Annotated in this window: 15 protein-coding genes and 2 pseudogenes; 9 read left to right on the top strand and 8 right to left on the bottom strand. The window is 71.6% G+C overall.

Translation table 11 applies throughout. The features are described 5' to 3' along the window. Positions 1 to 93: 93 nt before the first annotated feature. The 5 genes from ACNAVT_RS12595 to ACNAVT_RS12615 are packed head-to-tail and all read left to right on the top strand — an operon-like array spanning position 94 to position 7,195. Complete coding sequence (locus ACNAVT_RS12595; protein WP_416296028.1) at positions 94 to 3,780, top strand: nitrate reductase subunit alpha; 3,687 nt, start codon at positions 94 to 96, stop codon at positions 3,778 to 3,780. Continuing rightward, on the top strand, positions 3,780 to 5,399 hold the full coding sequence (gene narH, locus ACNAVT_RS12600; protein WP_416295806.1) for a nitrate reductase subunit beta: 1,620 nt from the start codon (positions 3,780 to 3,782) through the stop codon (positions 5,397 to 5,399). The genes ACNAVT_RS12595 and narH overlap by 1 nt, the downstream gene beginning before the upstream one ends. After that, on the top strand, positions 5,396 to 6,067 hold the full coding sequence (narJ, locus tag ACNAVT_RS12605; protein WP_416295808.1) for a nitrate reductase molybdenum cofactor assembly chaperone: 672 nt from the start codon (positions 5,396 to 5,398) through the stop codon (positions 6,065 to 6,067). The genes narH and narJ overlap by 4 nt, the downstream gene beginning before the upstream one ends. Continuing rightward, the gene (narI, locus tag ACNAVT_RS12610; protein ID WP_416295810.1) at positions 6,064 to 6,813 is read left to right on the top strand and encodes a respiratory nitrate reductase subunit gamma; all 750 of its coding nucleotides are present in this window, start codon (positions 6,064 to 6,066) and stop codon (positions 6,811 to 6,813) included. The genes narJ and narI overlap by 4 nt, the downstream gene beginning before the upstream one ends. Positions 6,814 to 6,865: 52 nt before the next feature. Beyond that, positions 6,866 to 7,195: a carboxymuconolactone decarboxylase family protein gene (locus tag ACNAVT_RS12615; protein WP_416295812.1), complete on the top strand. Its 330-nt coding sequence runs from the start codon at positions 6,866 to 6,868 to the stop codon at positions 7,193 to 7,195. Between the two features lie 29 nt (positions 7,196 to 7,224). On the opposite strand, the gene ACNAVT_RS12620 is transcribed toward ACNAVT_RS12615, so the two are convergent. Genes ACNAVT_RS12620 through ACNAVT_RS12630 form a run of 3 tightly spaced genes read right to left on the bottom strand, consistent with a single transcriptional unit; the run spans position 7,225 to position 9,992 of the window. Beyond that, positions 7,225 to 7,758 carry a NifU family protein gene (locus tag ACNAVT_RS12620; protein WP_416295814.1) on the bottom strand — a complete coding sequence of 178 codons (534 nt, stop codon included), beginning with the start codon at positions 7,756 to 7,758 and terminating at the stop codon, positions 7,225 to 7,227. A 9-nt stretch (positions 7,759 to 7,767) separates the two neighbouring features. Beyond that, positions 7,768 to 9,699, bottom strand: coding sequence for a ferrous iron transporter B (feoB, locus tag ACNAVT_RS12625; RefSeq protein ID WP_416296030.1), 1,932 nt, complete (start codon positions 9,697 to 9,699; stop codon positions 7,768 to 7,770). Then, a complete protein-coding gene (locus ACNAVT_RS12630) occupies positions 9,696 to 9,992 on the bottom strand; it encodes a FeoA family protein (protein WP_416295815.1) in 297 nt (98 codons plus the stop codon). Before ACNAVT_RS12630 ends, feoB begins: the two co-directional genes overlap by 4 nt. Before the next feature lie 347 nt (positions 9,993 to 10,339). On the opposite strand from ACNAVT_RS12630, the gene ACNAVT_RS12635 reads away from it, so the two are divergent. Beyond that, entirely contained in the window at positions 10,340 to 11,707 is a 1,368-nt protein-coding gene (locus ACNAVT_RS12635) for an MFS transporter (RefSeq protein ID WP_416295817.1), read from the top strand. A gap of 128 nt (positions 11,708 to 11,835) precedes the next feature. Continuing rightward, entirely contained in the window at positions 11,836 to 13,209 is a 1,374-nt protein-coding gene (locus tag ACNAVT_RS12640; RefSeq protein ID WP_416295819.1) for an MFS transporter, read from the top strand. A gap of 620 nt (positions 13,210 to 13,829) precedes the next feature. On the opposite strand, the gene ACNAVT_RS12645 is transcribed toward ACNAVT_RS12640, so the two are convergent. Genes ACNAVT_RS12645 through ACNAVT_RS12655 form a run of 3 tightly spaced genes read right to left on the bottom strand, consistent with a single transcriptional unit; the run spans position 13,830 to position 15,548 of the window. Then, positions 13,830 to 15,023 (bottom strand): molybdopterin molybdotransferase MoeA, encoded by a 1,194-nt coding sequence (locus ACNAVT_RS12645; RefSeq protein WP_416295820.1) that lies wholly within the window; start codon positions 15,021 to 15,023, stop codon positions 13,830 to 13,832. Then, a complete protein-coding gene (locus ACNAVT_RS12650) occupies positions 15,020 to 15,259 on the bottom strand; it encodes a DUF6457 domain-containing protein (protein WP_416295822.1) in 240 nt (79 codons plus the stop codon). The genes ACNAVT_RS12645 and ACNAVT_RS12650 overlap by 4 nt, the downstream gene beginning before the upstream one ends. Positions 15,260 to 15,275: 16 nt before the next feature. Further along, the gene (locus ACNAVT_RS12655) at positions 15,276 to 15,548 is read right to left on the bottom strand and encodes a MoaD/ThiS family protein (RefSeq protein WP_416296032.1); all 273 of its coding nucleotides are present in this window, start codon (positions 15,546 to 15,548) and stop codon (positions 15,276 to 15,278) included. Positions 15,549 to 15,977: 429 nt separating this feature from the next. Here ACNAVT_RS12655 and ACNAVT_RS12660 point away from each other — a divergent pair. Next, a pseudogene (locus ACNAVT_RS12660) lies at positions 15,978 to 16,394 on the top strand (radical SAM protein); the annotation flags it as partial. 51 nt (positions 16,395 to 16,445) lie between these two features. Here the strand turns inward: ACNAVT_RS12660 and ACNAVT_RS12665 are convergent. Then, positions 16,446 to 17,309 (bottom strand): RNA-guided endonuclease InsQ/TnpB family protein, encoded by an 864-nt coding sequence (locus ACNAVT_RS12665; protein ID WP_416295824.1) that lies wholly within the window; start codon positions 17,307 to 17,309, stop codon positions 16,446 to 16,448. A 228-nt stretch (positions 17,310 to 17,537) separates the two neighbouring features. Here ACNAVT_RS12665 and ACNAVT_RS12670 point away from each other — a divergent pair. After that, positions 17,538 to 17,849: pseudogene (locus ACNAVT_RS12670) on the top strand (radical SAM/SPASM domain-containing protein); the annotation flags it as partial. Between the two features lie 316 nt (positions 17,850 to 18,165). Here ACNAVT_RS12670 and ACNAVT_RS12675 read toward each other — a convergent pair. Beyond that, positions 18,166 to 18,606 (bottom strand): hemerythrin domain-containing protein, encoded by a 441-nt coding sequence (locus ACNAVT_RS12675; protein ID WP_416296033.1) that lies wholly within the window; start codon positions 18,604 to 18,606, stop codon positions 18,166 to 18,168. Between the last annotated feature and the right edge of the window lie 12 nt (positions 18,607 to 18,618).

Consider the following 18,618-nt stretch of genomic DNA (forward strand, 5'->3'; position numbering starts at 1 on the left):
GGTTGGCAGGGCGCGCCGCCGCGTGCCGTCGACGACTCCCGGGTTGTCGTCTCGTGCCACACCGAAGGAGTGACCAACGTGTCACCGCATCGCCTGTCAGACCCCGGCCGCACTCCCGCGACGGACCAGGTCCCCGGTGCGGCACCGCTCCTGGCCGCCCGTCGGTTCCTCACCCGGGAGACGGTCGGCGACCATGGCCGGACGCTGCACCAGGTCGACGGCAACGACTGGGAGCACTTCTACCGTGACCGGTGGCGCTACGACCGCGTGGTGCGCTCCACCCACGGCGTCAACTGCACGGGGTCCTGCTCCTGGAACGTCTTCGTCAAGGATGGCCTGATCACCTGGGAGCACCAGGCCACCGACTACCCCACCACCGGGCCCGACTCGCCGGACTACGAGCCCCGAGGCTGTCCGCGCGGTGCGTCCTTCTCCTGGTACGAGTACTCGCCGTCGCGGGTGCGCCACCCGTATGTGCGGGGGGTGCTGGCCGAGATGTTCCGCGACGGGCTCCGCCGCCTGGGTGACCCGGTGCTCGCCTGGGCCGACATCGTGGAGAACCCGCTCAAGGCGCGCGCCTACAAGATCCAGCGGGGGCGTGGCGGTTTCGTCCGCGCCACCTGGGACGAGGTGATCACCATGGTCGCCGCCGCGCACGTGCACACCACGAAGACGTACGGGCCGGACCGGGTCGTGGGCTTCTCGCCGATCCCGGCGATGTCGATGGCGTCCTTCGCCGCCGGCACCCGCTACCACGCCCTGCTCGGCGGCACCCTGCTGAGCTTCTACGACTGGTACGCCGACCTGCCGATCGCCTCGCCGCAGGTCTGGGGCGACCAGACCGACGTGCCCGAGGCCGGTGACTGGTGGAACGCCACGTACCTGATGATGTGGGGCTCGAACATCCCGGTGACCCGCACCCCGGACGCCCACTTCCTGGCCGAGGCCCGCTACAAGGGCACCAAGGTGGTCGCGGTCAGCCCGGACTACGCCGACAACGTCAAGTTCGCCGACGACTGGCTGGCACCGCACCCGGGCACCGACGGCGCTCTCGCCATGGCCATGGGCCACGTCGTGCTCACCGAGTTCTTCCGGGACCGCACGGTGCCCTACTTCGTCGACTACGTACGCCGGTACACCGACCTGCCGTTCCTGGTCACCCTCCGCGAGACCGAGAGTGGCTCGTGGGCCGCGGACCGCTTCCTGACCGCCTCCGACCTGGGTGAGGCGGACGGCGCGCACAAGACCGTGCTGGTCGACGAGCGCACCGGAGAACCGGTCGTCCCGAACGGGTCGCTCGGCTTCCGGTACGGCGAGGCCGGCGAGGGCCGCTGGAACCTCGACCTCGGCGACGTGGTCCCGGCGCTGGGCCTGCTCGACCTCAGCGAGGAAACGGCGGAGGTCGACCTGGCCCGCTTCGACGTCGGCGACACCGAGGGCGGCACCACCATGCGTCGCGGGGTGCCCGTCATGCACGTCGGCGAGCACCTGGTCACCTCGGTCTACGACCTGCTCATGGCCCAGTACGGGGTGCGCCGCGGTGACCTGCCCGGCGTCTGGCCCACCGGGTACGACGACGCGGACGCCCCGAACACACCGGCCTGGCAGGAGCGCATCACCGGCGTCCCGGCCACGCTGGCCGCCCGCATCGGCCGGAATTTCGCCCGCAACGCCGAGCGCAGCCGAGGCCGCTCGCTGATCGTCCTGGGCGCCGGCGCGAACCAGTGGTTCCACTCCGACATGACCTACCGGGCGTTCATCTCCCTGGTCACCCTGACCGGCTGCCAGGGCGTCAACGGTGGCGGCTGGGCGCACTACGTCGGGCAGGAGAAGGCCCGGCCGATCACCGGCCAGCAGCACATGTCGTTCGCGTTCGACTGGCAGCGACCGATGCGGCACCAGGCCGCCACCCCGTTCTGGTACCTGCACACCGACCAGTGGCGCTACGAGCGGGTCCCGGCCGACGAACTCTCCTCACCGCTGGGCACCGGCCGGTTCGCCGGCATGGCCTTCGCCGACACCGTCGCTGCCGCCCAGCGGATGGGCTGGAGTCCCGGCCACCCCGCGTTCAACCGCAACCCCCTCGACCTGACCGACGAGGCGGCGGCGGCCGGTGTGCCGGTGCAGCAGCACATCGTCGCCGAGCTGAAGGCCGGCCGGCTGCAGGCTGTGGCCGAGGACCCGGACGACCCGGCGAACTTCCCGCGCTGCCTGACCCTGTGGCGGGCCAACCTGCTCGGCTCCTCCGGCAAGGGCAACGAGTACTTCCTGCGGCACCTGCTCGGCGTGGACTCGTCGGCCAGTGCCAGCGAGTGCGGCCCGGACCATCGGCCGCGTGACGTGGCCTGGCGCGAGGAGGCGCCGACGGGCAAGCTCGATCTGCTCACCGCGATCGACTTCCGGATGACCAACACGGGCCTGCACGCCGACGTGGTCCTGCCCGCCGCCACCTGGTACGAGAAGCACGACATCTCCAGCACGGACATGCACCCGTTCGTGCACGCGTTCAGCCCGGCAGTCGACCCGCCCGCCGACGCGCACACCGACTACGACACCTTCCTCGCCCTGGCCGACAAGGTCAGCGAGCTGGCCGTGACCCACCTGGGGGTGCGCCGCGACGTGCTGGCCGCGCCGCTGCAGCACGACACCCCCGACGAGCTGGCCATGCCGAGCGGCCGGGTGCGGGACTGGAAGGCGGGCGAGTGCGAGCCGGTGCCCGGCTCCACCATGCCGAAGCTCATCGAGGTCGAGCGGGACTACACGCAGATCGGCGCGAAGATGCGGGCCGTCGGCCCGCTGCTCGACACGCTGGGCACCACCACCAAGGCGCTCACCGTCGACGTTTCGGCGGAGCTGGAGTACCTGCGGCACCAGAACGGGGTCGTCACCGACGGGCCCTTCGCCGGTCGGCCGTCGGTGGCCACCGCCGACCGCATGTGCGAGGCGATCCTGGCGCTCTCCGGCACCACCAACGGTCGGGTGGCGGCGGCCGGCTTCGACGCTCTGGAGAAGCGGACCGGCCAGCCGTTCGCCGACCTGATCGCCGGGCACGAGAACGACCGGATCACGTACCCGGACACGCAGCGCTCGCCGCGGCCGGTCTACACCAGCCCCGAATGGTCGGGCTCGGAGAAGGGCGGCCGTCGCTACTCACCGTTCACCCTCAACGTCGAGCGGCTCAAGCCCTGGCACACGATCACCGGCCGCCAGCACTTCTTCGTCGAACACGACTGGGTGGCCGAGCTGGGAGAGCAGTTGCCGGCGTTCCGACCGCCGTTGAACATGGCGCGGCACTTCGGCAAGCCGGGCGAGCTGGTCGACGGTGGGGTGACCGTACGCTTCCTCACCCCGCACGCGAAGTGGTCGATCCACTCGATGTACCACGACAACGAGCTGATGCTGGCACTGTCCAGGGGTGGGCCGGTGATCTGGATGAGTATCGCGGACGCCGCCAAGATCGGCGTACGGGACAACGACTGGATCGAGGCGCACAACCGCAACGGCGTCGTGGTGGCCCGGGCCGTGGTCAGCCACCGGATGCCCGAGGGCACGGTGTTCCAGTACCACTCGCCGGAGCGCACGGTGAACGTGCCCAAGGCGGAGAAGAGCGGTCGGCGGGGCGGCTACCACAACTCGTTGACCCGGCTGCTGGTCAAGCCCACCCACCTGGCGGGCGGACATGCCCAGCTCACCTACGCCTTCAACTACTACGGCCCGATCGGCAGCCAACGCGACCAGATCACCGTGATCCGCCGTCGCGCGCAGGAGGTGGAGTACTGATGAAGATCCGTGCCCAGGTCGCCATGGTGATGAACCTGGACAAGTGCATCGGGTGCCACACCTGCTCCGTCACCTGCAAACAGACCTGGACGAACCGCGAAGGCACCGAGTACGTCTGGTTCAACAACGTCGAGACCAAGCCGGGCATCGGCTATCCGAAGCACTACGAGGACCAGGACCGCTGGCACGGCGGCTGGCAGCTCGACGACAAGGGCCGGCTGAAGCTGCGCTCCGGCGGCCGGCTCAAGCGGCTCACCCGGTTGTTCGCCAACCCGGACCTGCCCTCCATCGACGACTACTACGAACCGGCCACCTTCGACAAGGACATCCTGGTCAACGCGCCCGCCGGCCTGAAGGACACCCCGGTCAAGCGGCCCCACTCCGCCCTCACCGGTGAGCCGATGGCGCTCACCTGGGGCGCCAACTGGGAGGACAGCCTCGGCGGCGCGCACGAACACGCCGGCGGCGACCCGAACATCGCCCGCATGCCGAGCGAGGCGGCCGCGAAGGTCAAGTTCGAGTTCGAGAAGACCTTCATGTTCCACCTGCCGCGCATCTGCGAGCACTGCCTCAACCCGGCGTGCGTGTCGGCCTGCCCCTCGGGCGCGATGTACAAGCGCGAGGAGGACGGCATCGTCCTGGTCGACCAGGACCGCTGCCGGGGCTGGCGGATGTGCGTGTCGGCCTGCCCGTACAAGAAGGTGTACGTCAACCACGCCACCGGCAAGGCGGAGAAGTGCACCTTCTGCTTCCCGCGTATCGAGGCGGGACAGCCGACCATCTGCTCGGAGACCTGCGTGGGCCGGCTGCGCTACCTGGGCATCGTCCTGTACGACGAGGACGCCGTGCTCGCCGCCGCCTCGGTGGCCGACGAGCACGACCTGCTCGACGCGCAGCGCGCCGTGTTCCTCGACCCGGCCGACCCCGCCGTGCAGCAGGCCGCCCGGGAGGCCGGGATGCCGCAGGACTGGCTGGACGCCGCCGAACGATCCCCGGTGTGGCGGTTGATCAGCGAGTACAAGGTCGCGCTGCCGCTGCACCCGGAGTACCGGACGCTGCCCATGGTCTGGTACGTCCCACCGCTGTCGCCGGTGCTGGACGCGGTGGGGGAGGCCGGCCGTGACGACACCGACGCCGACGACGTCTTCCACACCATCCGTGACCTGCGCATCCCGGTGGAATACCTGGCCGAGCTGTTCACCGCCGGCGACGCCGAGGCGATCGCCGGCGTCCTGATGAAGCTCGCCGCCATGCGCTCCTACATGCGGGCCCGCACCCTGGACGGCACGGTCGCGAACGACCTGCTGGACGGCATCGGCATGACCGCGGACCAGGTGGAGGCCATGTACCGGCTGCTGGCCGTCGCCAAGTACGACGAGCGCTACGTCATCCCCGTCGCCCACACCAAGGACGCCGCCGCCCTCGAGGCCCAGGCCGCCGCCCACCCCGACTGCTCGCTCGACTGCGAGGGCGGCCCGGGAATGACCACGGAGGCCACCGTGCAGAGCTTCCACCTGGTCGACGGCGACGAGGTACGCCCCGGCCGGCCCGGGGTCTTCTCCCGGCGCGCCGACGGCCGGCGCGGCCTCACCATCAACCCGCGGCGAGGCCACTCATGACCGCCCCGACCGACCGGGCCCGCATCTTCGAACTCGTTTCGCTGCTGCTCACGTACCCCGATGACGAGCTGCTGGGCGCGGCCGCCGAGCTCCGCGCGGCGGCCGACCGGATCGCGCACGACACCGTCCGGGCGCAGATCGAGGAGTTCCTCGACTGGCTGCTGCACACCACCCCGATCGAGGCGCAGCGGCACTACGTGCAGACCTTCGACCTGCGCCGGCGCTCCGGCCTCTACCTCACCTACTACCTGCACGGCGACACCCGCAAGCGGGGGATGGCGCTGCTGATGCTCAAGCAGCGGTACCGGGCACACGGCCTGCGGCTCGCCGACGGGGAACTGCCCGACCTGCTACCGGTGGTGCTCGAGTTCGCCGCCGCGGCCGGCCCCGGCGACGGTGAGGCACCGCTGCGCCAGCACCGCACCGGCCTCGAGCTGCTCCACGCCGCGCTGGCCGAGTCCGGCACGCCGTACCGGCTCCTGCTGGACGCCGTCTGCGCCGTCCTGCCCGAGCTCACCGACGCCGACCGGGCCGCCGTCACGGCACTCGCCGTCGACGGGCCCCCGGTGGAGACGGTCGGCCTGGAGTCCCTCGGGCACGGCCCGGACCTGCAGGGCGCCTCACTCGCCCCCTACCCCGCCTGCTCCCCGTCGGAGGCCCCCCGATGACCACGCTCGTCTGGATCGTCCTGCCCTACCTGTGCCTCGCGGTCTTCGTCGCAGGTCACGTGTGGCGCTGGCGTCACGACCAGTTCGGCTGGACCACCCACACCAGCCAACTCCTGGAGAGCCGCCTGCTGCGCCTCGGCTCGCCGCTGTTCCACCTGGGCGCGTTCGGGGTCGTCGGCGGGCACGCCATGGGTCTGGTCGTGCCCGCGTCGCTGACCGAGAAGATCGGGATCAGCGAGCACGTCTATCACCTCACCGCGGTGTGGGGCGGCACGGTGACCGGCGTGATGCTGGTGGCCGGCCTGCTCCTGCTGATCGCCCGGCGCTTCGTCAACGGCCGGGTCCGCCGCGTCACCACCACCATGGACAAGGTCCTCTACGCCGCGCTGGCCGCCATGGTGACGCTCGGCATGATCGCCACGGTCGGGATGAACCTCCTCGGCGGGGGCTACGACTACCGGGAGACGATCGCCGTCTGGTTCCGTGGGATCTTCTGGTTCCAGCCCGAACCCGCGTTGATGAGCGGGGCACCCCTGGTCTACCAGCTGCACGCGATCGGCGGCTTCCTGTTCCTGGCGCTGTGGCCCTTCACCCGGCTGGTGCACGTCTGGTCCGCGCCGCTGGCGTACCTGTGGCGCCCGTACGTGGTCTACCGCGCCCGGCGGGGCGCCCTGCCCGCGGCGCAGCCCTCCCCGGCAGCGGTGCGTGACGCCGTCCGCTCGCCGATCTCCAGCGGCCGGGCCTGATCACCTGGTCGGGCGTCGTACCGTGTGAAGGTTGATCAGCGGTGGAGGAGATATGGAAGACGACTACCTGCCCAGCATCTACCTGCAGTTCCTGGAGCGCTTCCCGGAGGTCGCCGAGGCGCAGGGCGCACTGGCGCGCACGATCCGCGAGCACAACCCGTTCGACGACCGGACCGACCGGTTGATCAAGCTGGCGATGGCGATCGGCGCCGAGGCCGAGGGGGCGGTGCGCTCCAACGTCCGTAAGGCCCTGCACCACGGGGCCAGCCTGGACGACGTGCGCGCCGTCGCCCTCGCCGCCATCACCACCTGTGGATTCCCGACCGCCATCGCGGCGCTCAACTGGATCGAGGACGTCACGCGGGCATCCGCGGAGTCCTGACGACGGCAGGGCCGCGGGCCGCCTTCCGGCTACCCTCGACCCGCCTCGACCACCCCGCTCACCTGCGGATGGTGTCGGCGCAGTTCGGCCTCGACGCGGTTGCGCAGCGTGAAACGGGCGGCGGGGCAGCCGTCGCAGGCACCCGCGAGGCGGACGCGGACCACGCCGTCGCGGACATCGACCAGTTCGATGCATCCGCCGTGGGAGCGGACGAAGTCGCCCACGGACCCGTCGAGCAGGCGACGCACGCTGCGGCGCACCGGCTCGTCGGGGTCCGAGCGGGCCGGCGCGGATTCGCCCAGCCACCCCACCGGATCATCGAGCGCCACGTGCAGGGCCGAACGCACCCGCGGTCCCTCGTCGGCCCACCGGCGCCCGGGCGCGAGGTCGGTGACCACCGCGTCGGCGGCCACGGCGACATCGGTGAGGGTGCCGTCGGACAGCAGCGCGGCCAGCGACGGCGGCACCGGGACCGACCCGCCGGCAACCGGCAGGACGCCGCCCGGCAGGATCCAGCGGATGCGCTCCGGCCGCCGCGGGTCGGCCTGGGGATGGAAGGGCACCACGACGACCTACCCGACGAGGAGGGCGGTGACCACCCGGGCCAGGAACGCCATCACCCAGGCCAGGCCGGTCAGATAGGTGAAAGCCACCAACGGCCACCGCCAGGTGCCCGTCTCCCGGCGGATCACCCCGACCGTCGCGGTGCACTGCAGCGCGTACGCGAAGTAGACGAGCAGCGCCGCCAGCACGGGTGCGGTGAACACCGGCTGCCCTGCCCGGGGACCGTCGGCATAGGTCAACTCCCGCAGGGCCTGCTCCGGGCGTTCAGGATGCTCCGCGGCGGCGACCTGCCCGAGGGTGGCCACGAAGCTCTCCCGCGCCGACTGTGCCGACAGCACCCCGACGTTGATCCGCCAGTCGAATCCGAGCGGCGCGAACACCGGCGCGACCAGATGACCGAGGTCGGCCGCGTAACTGTGGTTCACCTCGTACGCCGCGACGGCGGCCCGGTCCGCGGTGTCGATCCCAGCCACCTGCAGCTGGGTCTCACCGTGCACGGGCAGGTTGAGCAGCAGCCACAGGCCGATGCTGGTGAGCAGGATGATCCTCGAACACTTGCGGAGAAAGGAGCCCGCCGCGTCCGACACCGCCGCCAGGACGGCGCGCGGCGCGGGCAACCGGTACGGGGGCAGTTCCATGTAGAACGGCACGGGCAGCGCCCGCCGGTCCACGATCTTCGTGAACGCCCAGGCGGCCACCATCGCCGACACCGCGCCGAGCAGGTACAGGCCGAACATCACCAGGCCCTGCACCCCGAACGGCCCGACCCGGGCAGCGGGATCGACGAGCAGGCCGACGAGCAGCACGTAGACCGGCAGCCGGGCGGAGCAGGTGATCAGCGGTGCCGCCATCATGGTGGCCAGCCGGTCGCGCGCCGACGGAAGCGTACGGGTCGCCATGATCCCGGGGATGGCGCAGGCGAACGCGGACAGCAGGGCGACGAACGCCCGACCCTCCAGGCCGGCCCGCGCCATCACCCGGTCCATCAGGAACGCCGCGCGGGGAAGGTAGCCGACTCCCTCCAGCAGGGCGAGCAGCAGGAACATCAGTGCGATCTGCGGGACGAACACCAGGACCCCGCCCACCCCGCCGATGAGCGCGTCACCGAGCAGCCCGGACAGCCATGGGTTGTCGACGTGCCGGTGCACCAGCTCGCCGAGCGTGGCGAACACCGCCGCGACGCCGTCCTGCAGCGGTGCGGCCAGCGTGAAGATGGTCTGGAAGAACAGCGCCATCACCAGGAAGAAGACCGACACCCCCCAGACGGGGTGCAGCAGCACCGCGTCGACGCGGTCGGTGGTCCGGTGCCGCCGTGGGGCCTCGTAGCCGGCGAAGGCCAGGATCGACTCCGCCCAGGCATCCCGCTCGACGGGGTCGACCGGCGGGGGCACCGGCGACGCGGGCCACTCGCGCCAGCCGTCCAACCGGTCCTGCAGCACGGCCCTGCCGCGCCCCCGCCGCACCGCGACAACGGGCACGCCGAGCGCCCGGGCGAACGCATCGACGTCGAGGCGGCCGTGCCGGCGGGCAAGCTCGTCGGTGAAGGTGAGGACCACACAGGCGGGCAGGCCCCGCGCGAGCACCTGGGCGACCAGGTTCATCGAACGGCGCAGGGTGGTGGCGTCGACCACCACCAGGAGCGCGTCCGGGCGGGTCGACTCGTGACGGCCGTCGAGCGCGTCGACCATGACCTGCTCGTCCGGGCTGATCGGGTCCAGACTGTACGCACCTGGCAGGTCCTCGACTCGGTAGCGGCTGGTGGCGGTCACGCAGGTCCCGACGTACCGGGCAACGGTCACCCCGGGGTAGTTGCCGGTCTTGGCGCGTAGCCCGGTCAACGAGTTGAACAGGGTGGTCTTGCCGGCATTCGGGCTGCCGACCAGCGCGACGCGGACGGCACCGTCCAGCAGGGATTCGGCCGCCCCGTGGCAGCCGGTCACCGGGGTGTCCCGACGACCCGCACGCACGCTGCCTCGGCTCGGCGCAGGCACACGTCGTAGTCGCGCAGCCGGTACAGCACCGGGTCGCGCAGCGGCGCCCGGCGCTGGACCCGGACGAGCGTGCCGGGGGTGAAGCCGAGATCGGCCAGCCGGCGGGCGATCGTGGGAGACGCGGCGGCCACGACCCGTACGACCGTCGCCAGGTCCCCGGGGCGCAGGTCGGCCAGCGGGTGCTCGGGGCGGTCCCGGCGGGCCAACGGTCGGGCGCTCCCCGTCGTCGTGACCTCGTCCATGGGGTGCCTTTCGTCGGGCCGGCCGGTACGCCGGCGTCGTGAGGCGAGGCTAACCTCATGATCCGGCGTCAAACCGGGGCCTTTCTCCCGTTCACCAGGGCCTTACGTCCCGGATCGGGCACCTTCCATCGCCGCCCCTCCCGCCGGCAGACAGAACGGCCGAGGAATCGCCACCAGACAAGCGCGAGGGCCTTCGGTCTCCCACTCCCCGCACGGTCCGCCCGGGCCGGTGCCTCGTGACCTTGGGCCCGGGACGGGGGACCGCCGGCCCGTATCAGGCCCGGTTTGCGCGGCTGAGAGTGGAGCCGCCGGGCAGCAGCGCGGCCGTACCAGCGAGGGAGGACCAGATGCAGGCGACCCAGGCGCCAACGGACACGGGGTTGGGGGTGCCCGGCCGGGCCAGAGGTGGCGGCCGGGTTCTGGTGCTGTCCAGCGCCGGCTTCACCCTGATGTTCGCGGTGTGGCTCATGTTCGGCGTACTGGGTATCCCGATCCGCTCCGAACTCGGCCTGACCGACGTGCAACTGTCCTGGCTGTCGTCGGTCGCGATCCTCAACGGTGCGGCGTGGCGGCTGTTCGGCGGGGTGCTCGCCGACCGGCTCGGCGGCCGAGTGGTCTTCACCGCGCTGCTGCTCTTCACCGCGATCCCCACCTACCTGGTCTCGCAGGCCGGCAGCTACGAGGCGCTGCTGCTCTACGCCTTCCTCGCCGGCTTCGGCGGCAACGCCTTCAGCGTAGGAGTCTCGTGGGTGTCCGCCTGGACCCCGCAGGACCGGCAGGGCTTCGCACTCGGCGTGTTCGGCGCCGGCAACGTCGGTGCCTCGGTGACCAAGTTCATCGGACCCGCGCTCATCGCCGCCGTGCCGGCCGCCGGGTACGCGAGCGGCCTGATCCCCGGCGGGTGGCGGTTCGTCCCGTTCCTGTACGCGGTGCTGCTCGTGGTCATGGCCGCGGCGGTGTGGCTCGGCACGCCGCGGCGGGACCGTCGACCCGGCCGCGGTCGACCGCTCGGCGAGATGTTCCGGCCGCTGCGGCAGATGCGGGTGTGGCGATTCAGCCTCTACTACGTCGCGGTGTTCGGCGCCTACGTGGCACTCTCCGCCTGGCTGCCGAAGTACTACGTCGACGTGTTCGGGCTGCCGCTCTACCAGGCGGCGCTGCTGACCGCGTTGTTCATCTTCCCGGCCAGCCTGCTGCGGCCGGTCGGTGGCTGGTTGTCGGACCGGTACGGCGCCCGGCGGGTCATGTACGGCACCTTCGCCACCATGGCGGTGTCCAGCCTCTTCCTCGCCATGCCCTACGGTCACATCGTCCTGTACGTGCCTGAGCGGTACGAGGCCGACGGCGTCCGCGAGGTGCTGCCCTACCAGCTCGGCGTGCTGCCGTTCACCGTCGGCGTGTTCGTGGTCGGGATCGCGATGGGCATCGGCAAGGCCGCCGTGTTCAAGCACATCCCGGAGTACTTCCCGAACGACGTCGGCGCGGTGGGTGGCCTGGTCGGCATGCTCGGCGCGCTGGGTGGCTTCGTCCTGCCGCCGCTGTTCGCCTACGCGCAGGCCTGGACCGGCCTACCGCAGACGACCTTCGCGATCGTCTTCCTGCTGACCGTGACGTCCGGGCTCTGGATGCACGTCACGGTGCACCGGATGTTGCACGACCGCAGTCCCGACCTGGCGCGGAGCGTGGAGCCGGTGCCGGCCGGGCAGCGCGCGTGAGCACCTTTCCGACGACGGGCGGGACCTTGGTCCCGTCCGGGGGCGACCCTCGACCGTGTCCGAGCGAGTTGTCCCTGGCCAGTCTGACCAGTGTCCCGAACCGTTCGGCGGCAGCGAGGAGCAAGACGATGACCACGGCACTACGACCCCGGGAGGCCGGCACCGGCGGCCCCCCGGCGCAGGAGCCTCCCGCCCGCAACGGCCGGGAGTGGTTGGCGGACTGGAATCCGGAGGCCGACACCTGGGACCAGCGGCTGGCGTGGCGGACCCTCAGCGTCACCACGTACAACCTGACCCTGGCCTTCATCACCTGGTTCCTCGTCTCGGCGATCGCGCCCCGGCTGAACAACATCGGGTTCGGACTCAGCACCACCGAGCTGTACTGGCTGGCGGCGATGCCGGGCCTGGCCGGCGGGCTGCTGCGCCTGATCTGGATGTTCCTCCCGCCGGTGCTCGGAACCCGCAAGCTCGTCTCGCTCTCCACGCTGCTGCTGATCGTGCCGCTGGTCGGGTGGGGCTGGGCCGTGCGGGACGCCACGACTCCCTACGTCGTGCTGCTCGCGCTCGCCTTTCTCTGCGGCATCGGTGGCGGTGTCTTCTCCGGCTTCATGCCGAGCACCTCGTACTTCTTCCCGAAGCGCAAGCAGGGTGTGGCGCTGGGCATTCAGGCGGGGGTGGGCAACTTCGGCGTCAGCGTCGTGCAGTTCCTGGTGCCGTGGGTGATCGGCTTCGCCCTGCTCGGGACGGCGAGCATCGGCCCGGAGAAGGTGGTCAAGCCCGCGAAGGGGCTCGGCGAGTCGATCTGGTTGCACAATGCCGGCCTCGTCTTCATCCCCTGGGTGGTCGCCGGTGCCGTGCTGGCCTGGTTCTTCCTGAAGAGCGTGCCGGTGCAGGCCAATGTGCGTCAGCAGTTGGACATCTTCCGAGAGAAGCACACCTGGATCATGACCGCGCTCTATGTGATGACCTTCGGCGCGTTCTCCGGCTTCGCGGCGCAGTTCGGTCTGCTGATCAAGAACCTGTACGGCACGTTCCCGGACGCGCCGGACCCGCTGAAGTGGGCGTTCCTCGGCCCGCTGGTGGGCTCGGCGGCCCGGGTGGCGTGGGGGCCGCTCTGCGACCGCTTCGGTGGCGCCGTCTGGACCGTCGTGTCGGGCGTCGGCATGACCGCCTCGACCGTCTTCACCGCGTTCTGGCTCACCCCGTCCTCGCTCGGCGAGTTCAAGTTCTTCGTCGCCGGCATGCTGGGCATCTTCTTCTTCGCGGGCGTCGGCAACGCCTCGACCTTCAAGCAGATGCCGATGATCTTCGAGCGCCGGCAGGCGGGCGGGGTGATCGGCTGGACCGCTGCCATCGCCGCCTTCGGGCCGTTCCTGTTCGGCATCGGGCTGGCCAGCGTCCCGGCCACCGCCTTCTACCTCGGCTGGGCCGTCTTCTTCGCCGCCTGCGTGGCACTGGCCTGGCACTTCTACGCCCGCAAGGGGGCGGAGCGCCCCTCCTGAAACGACCTACCCCGACAGTGGCGGCGGCCGGAACCCCCCTCCGGCCGCCGCCACCACCTGTGCCCGGGCGGTTCATCCCCGGGTCCGCCCGGCAGGGATGACGAGCGCATCATGGGGCGTGTGGATGTTGAGTCGGCGATGCGAGGGCTGCACACGCCGGCCGACTATCGTGACCTGGCCATGGATCCGGACACCGCAGTAGGTGTGCTCCGCGCCCTGGCCGACTCTCCGTACTCCTTTGTCTGGGAGGCCCTCGCAGCCAACCCGGGGACTCCTGGGGACGTATTGACGCGGTTGTGCATGCGGCGAAGCAGCACGTGGAACGACAATCGGCTGTTGTTGCTCGTGGCCCAACATCCATGTGCTGACCGAAACGTCCTGCTCGAGGTGCTGGGGCAACTGCGGGTCAGGCTCGCCGCTGGCGGGAGCCGTCCCTACGCGGCCGCCCTCGCACTCGCGGACCGTGCAGACATCGAGCGGGCGGAGGTCTGGGCCCTCGCCCAACTCCCAGGCGCGTCCGCACGACTGCGCCGCGGGCTGCGACGGCGGATCGCCGAACGCCGGTCATAACGTGGCCAGCCACCGGCGATCTGATTTCACCCGCTTACGTGGAGAGAACGTCAGCGCTCCAGGCGTAGCAGTTCCACCGGAGTCTCGCCCCGCCAACCGGGCGGCACGACGGCGAAGGCGTCCGCACCGGCGGCGCCGCCCAGCTGGCCGGGCTGCCCGCCCTCGACGAGATGCAGGACCTGTGCCGACCGGCGGACCGGCACAATCCGGGTGTGCCGCTCATCGGCCGGCGGTGCACCGACGAGCGTCCCGGTCTCCAGTTCGGTCAGCGGCAACCCGGTGAGCCCGGCCAGCAGCGGTTCCACCAGGGTCAGCGCAGCCACGAGCGCGGCGTACGGGTTGCCGGGCAGTCCGACGATCCACTTCTGTCCAACCTGGGCGAGCACCTGCGGGTGGCCCGGCCGACAGGCGACGCCGTCGACGTGCACCGTGGCGCCAAGACTGTGCAACGCATGGTGCAGCCCGTCCGCGGGCCCGACCGACGACGCGCCGCACACGATCGTCACGTCCGCGTCGGCGGCACTGCCAGCGACCGCAGCGGCGAACCAGTCGAGCTCGTCGCCGACCATGCGGGAGTCGAGCAGCTCTGCCCGCCACGACAGCAGCAGCGGTCGTAGCATCGGACCGATCGCGTCCCTCACCTGTCCCCAACGGGGCAGTCCGGCGGCTACCAGCTCATTCCCGCTGACAATCATCCGCACCCTGGGGCGGGCGTGCACGGTGAGCGTGTCCAGCCCGACGCTGGCGGCCAGGCCCAACGCCGGCGCGGTGATGGCGGTGCCCGCGGGCAGGAGCTCCTGCCCCGGACGGGCGTACTCGCCGCGGCGCCGGACATGCCGGCGGTCGCCCGGCGACGCCCACACGGTGTCACCGAGGCGCTCCGCAGTCTCGTAGGGCACCACCCGCGCCGTCCCCTCAGGCACGGGAGCTCCGGTGGCGATCTCGACGGCGGTCTGCTCGGCCAGCGGCGGCGAGACGTGGGTGTGCCCGGCGAGTACCCGGTCGACGACCCGCCACGGACCGCAACCTCGCACGGCGTACCCATCCATGGCCGCGTTGTCGAACCCGGGTGACGGCACCCCGGCGCGAAGCGGCGCCGCCAGGGCGCGGCCGGCCGCCGAAGCGAGCGGCACCTCCTCCGCGGGCAGGGCAGACGGCAGGTCGTGGGCGAGGCGACGCGCCTGCGCCCACTCGGTGATCCGGGCTCCGTGCTCCTTGCGGCGTGGCGCGGCGGCGGTGGTCACCGCGCCTCCTGCGCAACCAGCGCGGCGACGGCGACCCGCGCCGCGTCCGGGTCCGCGCCGCGCCCGACCGCCACTCCGATCAGGTACGCGGCCAGCGGCGCCGCCGGCCGGCAGACGCCGTGCGCCACGTCCCGGACCAGGCTGAGGACCGCTCGGCGCTCGTCGGGCGACGGGGCTGGCAGGTCGAGTGCCGCCGCGGCGGTGGTGAGCCAGTCGTCCAGCCTGTGGTCGGTCATGGTCGCTCCTTGCGGGTCAGCCGCCGGCGAACGGCGGAAGCACGTCGACCGTGGCCGACGACGGCAGGACGGCGTGCTGATCGCGCCACTGGGTGCCGTTCACGAGGAAACTGCAGGCCCGCAGAGCTGCCCGCAGCCTCCAACCGTGTGCCTCACCCATCCGGTCGAGCAGCTCTGCCAGGGTGCTCGCCCGGTGGTCCTCTTCGGACGCCCCGGCGGCGGCGCGCGTGCCGCCGAAGTAGCGGACCCGGACGATCGTCACCAGGCCCGCATCGTGCTGTGGGTCCAGCCGCCCGCGGGCCTCCGCGTGCTGGCCGCGGTCCTGGTCCACCGGCACGATGCCGGGGTCACCCGGCTCGTCGCTCGCCGAAATACGCACTCCCACAGACGGAATCGAGGTCCGCGCCGACCGGGCACCAGGGACACGGCACCGGAGGACGCACCGGCCAGCGTGCCGGCGCGTTATGCCGCTGGACCGGGCCGAACGTCCCGAGATCATGGGGCAGTTGTGCCCGTGGTCGGTCCCCGGCAGCCCCGACCTCGCTAGCGGGGGCCAGGTGGCCCGGGGACCCGGGTCACCGGTCCCTGGCACGCGGCGTTCCCGCCGGGCAGCGTCCCGGTCGTGACACACGCGATCACGGCAGGAGAAACGGAGCGCCCGGAGCGGGCGGGCAGGTCCGTGCGGCTACCCCGGCAGGACGTGGGGGAGCGGCCCTTCATGGTCATCTGGGAGGCCAGTCAGGCGTGCCCGCTGGCCTGCCTGCACTGCCGTGCCTCGGCGCGCCCCCTGCGTGACCCCGCCGAACTCGACACCGAGGAGGCCACCGCGCTCATGGCCCAGGTGGCGGCCTTCGGTCGCCCGGCGCCGCTGTTCGTGATCACCGGTGGTGACCCGTTCCAGCGACCGGACCTGGCGGAACTCGTGCGGCGGGGCACCCGCCTGGGCCTGCCGGTCTCCGTGTCGCCCTCCGGTACCCCGGCCCTCACCCGCACCGCCCTGGCCGGCCTCCGGGACGCCGGCGCCCGGGCCATCTCGCTCAGCGTGGACGCGGCCACCGCCGCCGGGCACGACGGGTTCCGGCGCCTGGCGCGACGCGCGACCGACCTGGGGCTCAAGGTCCAGTTGACTTCCTCCCCACGCCAGTAGGCGGGGGATTCCCGTGGCTGATCGGCGCTCACGCTGGGATCAGCCGGGTGGTTGGCGCTTCGCAGACCGCCCATCGGCGAGGTCTCCACGCCCTGTTACCGCCAGCCCGGCGGCGAGGATGTTCTTGGCCGCGTTCACGTCGGCGTGGTCCTGATGCCCGCAGGCGACGCACCAGAAGACCGCTTGGCTCTTGCGGGACTCCGGGGCGACATGCTTGCAGGCGTTACAGGTCTGCCGCAACGAGCGGGACAGGCGTTGCTGCAACCGCTTGAGCCTGGCAGCCTCGCCGGGCGTGACGAACTCCCGGTCGCGCAAATCGCCGTCGGAGGTGGCGATCGCCACGGCCACACCCCTGTCAACGCCGACCGGCGGTTTGCCGTTAGGCGCCGCCTCGGTAACGCCGTCCTCGACGCAGAACGAGATGTACCAGCGCCCACCGTCGCGGGAGACGGTGGCGTTGCGGATCGTGCCATCCAATGGCCGGGTCCACCGGAACCGCACCTGGCCGAACCTCGGCAGCCGCACCTCGCCCCACCGGCGATTCAGCCGCCGCACCCCGATCTGGTCGGGATCGGGGAAGCGGAACGACGGGGCGGTACGCGACTTGGACCGCCACCGCACCTTCCACGTACCGTGCGTCTTGCACGCCCGGTCGAGGTCTCGCAGAGTCTGCTGCAGGGTATGCGACGGCGCGTCGGCCAGCCACGCGCAGTCCGGGTCCTTCTTCGCCTCGGCCATCTGCCGGGCCTGCTCGTTGTAGCCGATGAACGCGCCACGGCGGCGGTACTCACGGCGCTGTTCCAACGCGGTGTTCCACACCGCCCGACACGCCGCACCCACCTGCCTCGCGTAGTCTGCCTGCTCATCGGTGAACCCGAGCAGGTACCGGCGGCCGGTCAGCATTCAACGGCCTTTCTGCTGCTCAACATACCGCTCGCCGCCGCCCAATCGAGAACCGCCGGCGGTCGCCACAAGTACGAATTCGTCCACAACGTTGGCAGTCGCTAGGGTAATGGCCGAAACTCCTCATGCAACACCCGAGATGTCCGCCCGCCCACCCTGTCTACCGCATCCACAGCAGATGCGCTAACCCCGCGGCCCAAGCCGGGGGTCTGCGCGCTACTGACTTTGATCAACACCACGGCCACCCGGGACGTGCGCGATCTGCCCGCGATCGCCGCCCACCTACGCGAGCGGGGAGCGCTGCTCTGGAGCGTCTTCTTCCTCGTACCCATGGGGCGGGGTCGGGCGCTGGCCGGCCTGGACGCGGCGGAGGCCGAGGACGTGTTGAACGTGCTCTACGACCTCGGCGAGACGGTGCCGGTGAAGACCACTGAAGCGCATCACTTCCGACGAATCTGCCTGCAACGTGACGCCCTCGCGCGGCGCGGGGACGACCACGTGGCGGCGCTCGGGTTGGGGCCGACGTATCGGGACCTGCGCGCCCGGCGTACGCGATGTCCGGTGACCTCTGGGGCGAGGACCCGGCGTGCGGGTACCAGCCGGGGGCGTTCCCCGGCGCGGAAGGCCTGGCCCTCGATACCTGAGCTGCCACGGCCGTCCGTCCCGTTCCGGTCGGGCCTTCGGAGCTCATCGCCGATCACGTGGCTCGGGCCACCGGCTACGCCGGATCAGGCGGGGCGACACCGTTCGTCGCAGTCCCGCCGGACGTGGGCGCCCGGCATGGGTCCGGTGAACCGGCAGCCGGCGAGCCGGCGCCGGGTCGTGCCGTGTCCGGCTGGCGGGTGCGGGCGCGCGCTCACCGGGCGTTCGTCTCGGCCGGGGTGATCCGGTCCCAGGCGGGAATGGGTAGCGCGATCACCGCGGCGGGGAAGAGCCCGTGTTCCTCGTTGTCGATGTGCCGGTGCAGCCGCTCCAGGGCGGCGAGCACCGCCGGCCAGTCCGGTACGACGCGGTCGAGGCTGCCGAGGACCCCGTGGATGTCCTGGTGCTCGGCGCAGAGCCGGGTGACCGCCTCGGCGAGGCTGCCCTCGGCGCGCAGCTCGGCGAAGAGCCCGTCCTCCTCGGTGGCGGTGTGCGGCAGCAGCAGCCCGACCAGCTCGTCGAGCGCGGCCAGGGCGGCTGGATCGCCGGAATCGATGGCGGTGCGCAGTCGGCCGGCGGCGTTGGCGATCGCCTCGTGCTCGGCGGAGAGCCGGCCGATCAGCGGGAAGTCACGGCAACCGCAGTAGTTGCACACGGACCCCATCTC

Origin of the sequence: Micromonospora sp. SL4-19 (assembly GCF_047921475.1) — a bacterium.
In the GTDB taxonomy this organism is placed as follows: domain Bacteria; phylum Actinomycetota; class Actinomycetes; order Mycobacteriales; family Micromonosporaceae; genus Micromonospora.

What these genes read in the sequence shown, in the direction of transcription:
- ACNAVT_RS12630 (WP_416295815.1), bottom strand. Translation starts at nt 9,992, where the DNA reads ATGGACGAGGTCACGACGACGGGGAGCGCCCGACCGTTGGCCCGCCGG.
- ACNAVT_RS12635 (WP_416295817.1), top strand. Translation starts at nt 10,340, where the DNA reads ATGCAGGCGACCCAGGCGCCAACGGACACGGGGTTGGGGGTGCCCGGC.
- narI (WP_416295810.1), top strand. Translation starts at nt 6,064, where the DNA reads ATGACCACGCTCGTCTGGATCGTCCTGCCCTACCTGTGCCTCGCGGTC.
- ACNAVT_RS12650 (WP_416295822.1), bottom strand. Translation starts at nt 15,259, where the DNA reads ATGACCGACCACAGGCTGGACGACTGGCTCACCACCGCCGCGGCGGCA.
- ACNAVT_RS12615 (WP_416295812.1), top strand. Translation starts at nt 6,866, where the DNA reads ATGGAAGACGACTACCTGCCCAGCATCTACCTGCAGTTCCTGGAGCGC.
- ACNAVT_RS12665 (WP_416295824.1), bottom strand. Translation starts at nt 17,309, where the DNA reads ATGCTGACCGGCCGCCGGTACCTGCTCGGGTTCACCGATGAGCAGGCA.
- narJ (WP_416295808.1), top strand. Translation starts at nt 5,396, where the DNA reads ATGACCGCCCCGACCGACCGGGCCCGCATCTTCGAACTCGTTTCGCTG.
- narH (WP_416295806.1), top strand. Translation starts at nt 3,780, where the DNA reads ATGAAGATCCGTGCCCAGGTCGCCATGGTGATGAACCTGGACAAGTGC.
- ACNAVT_RS12640 (WP_416295819.1), top strand. Translation starts at nt 11,836, where the DNA reads ATGACCACGGCACTACGACCCCGGGAGGCCGGCACCGGCGGCCCCCCG.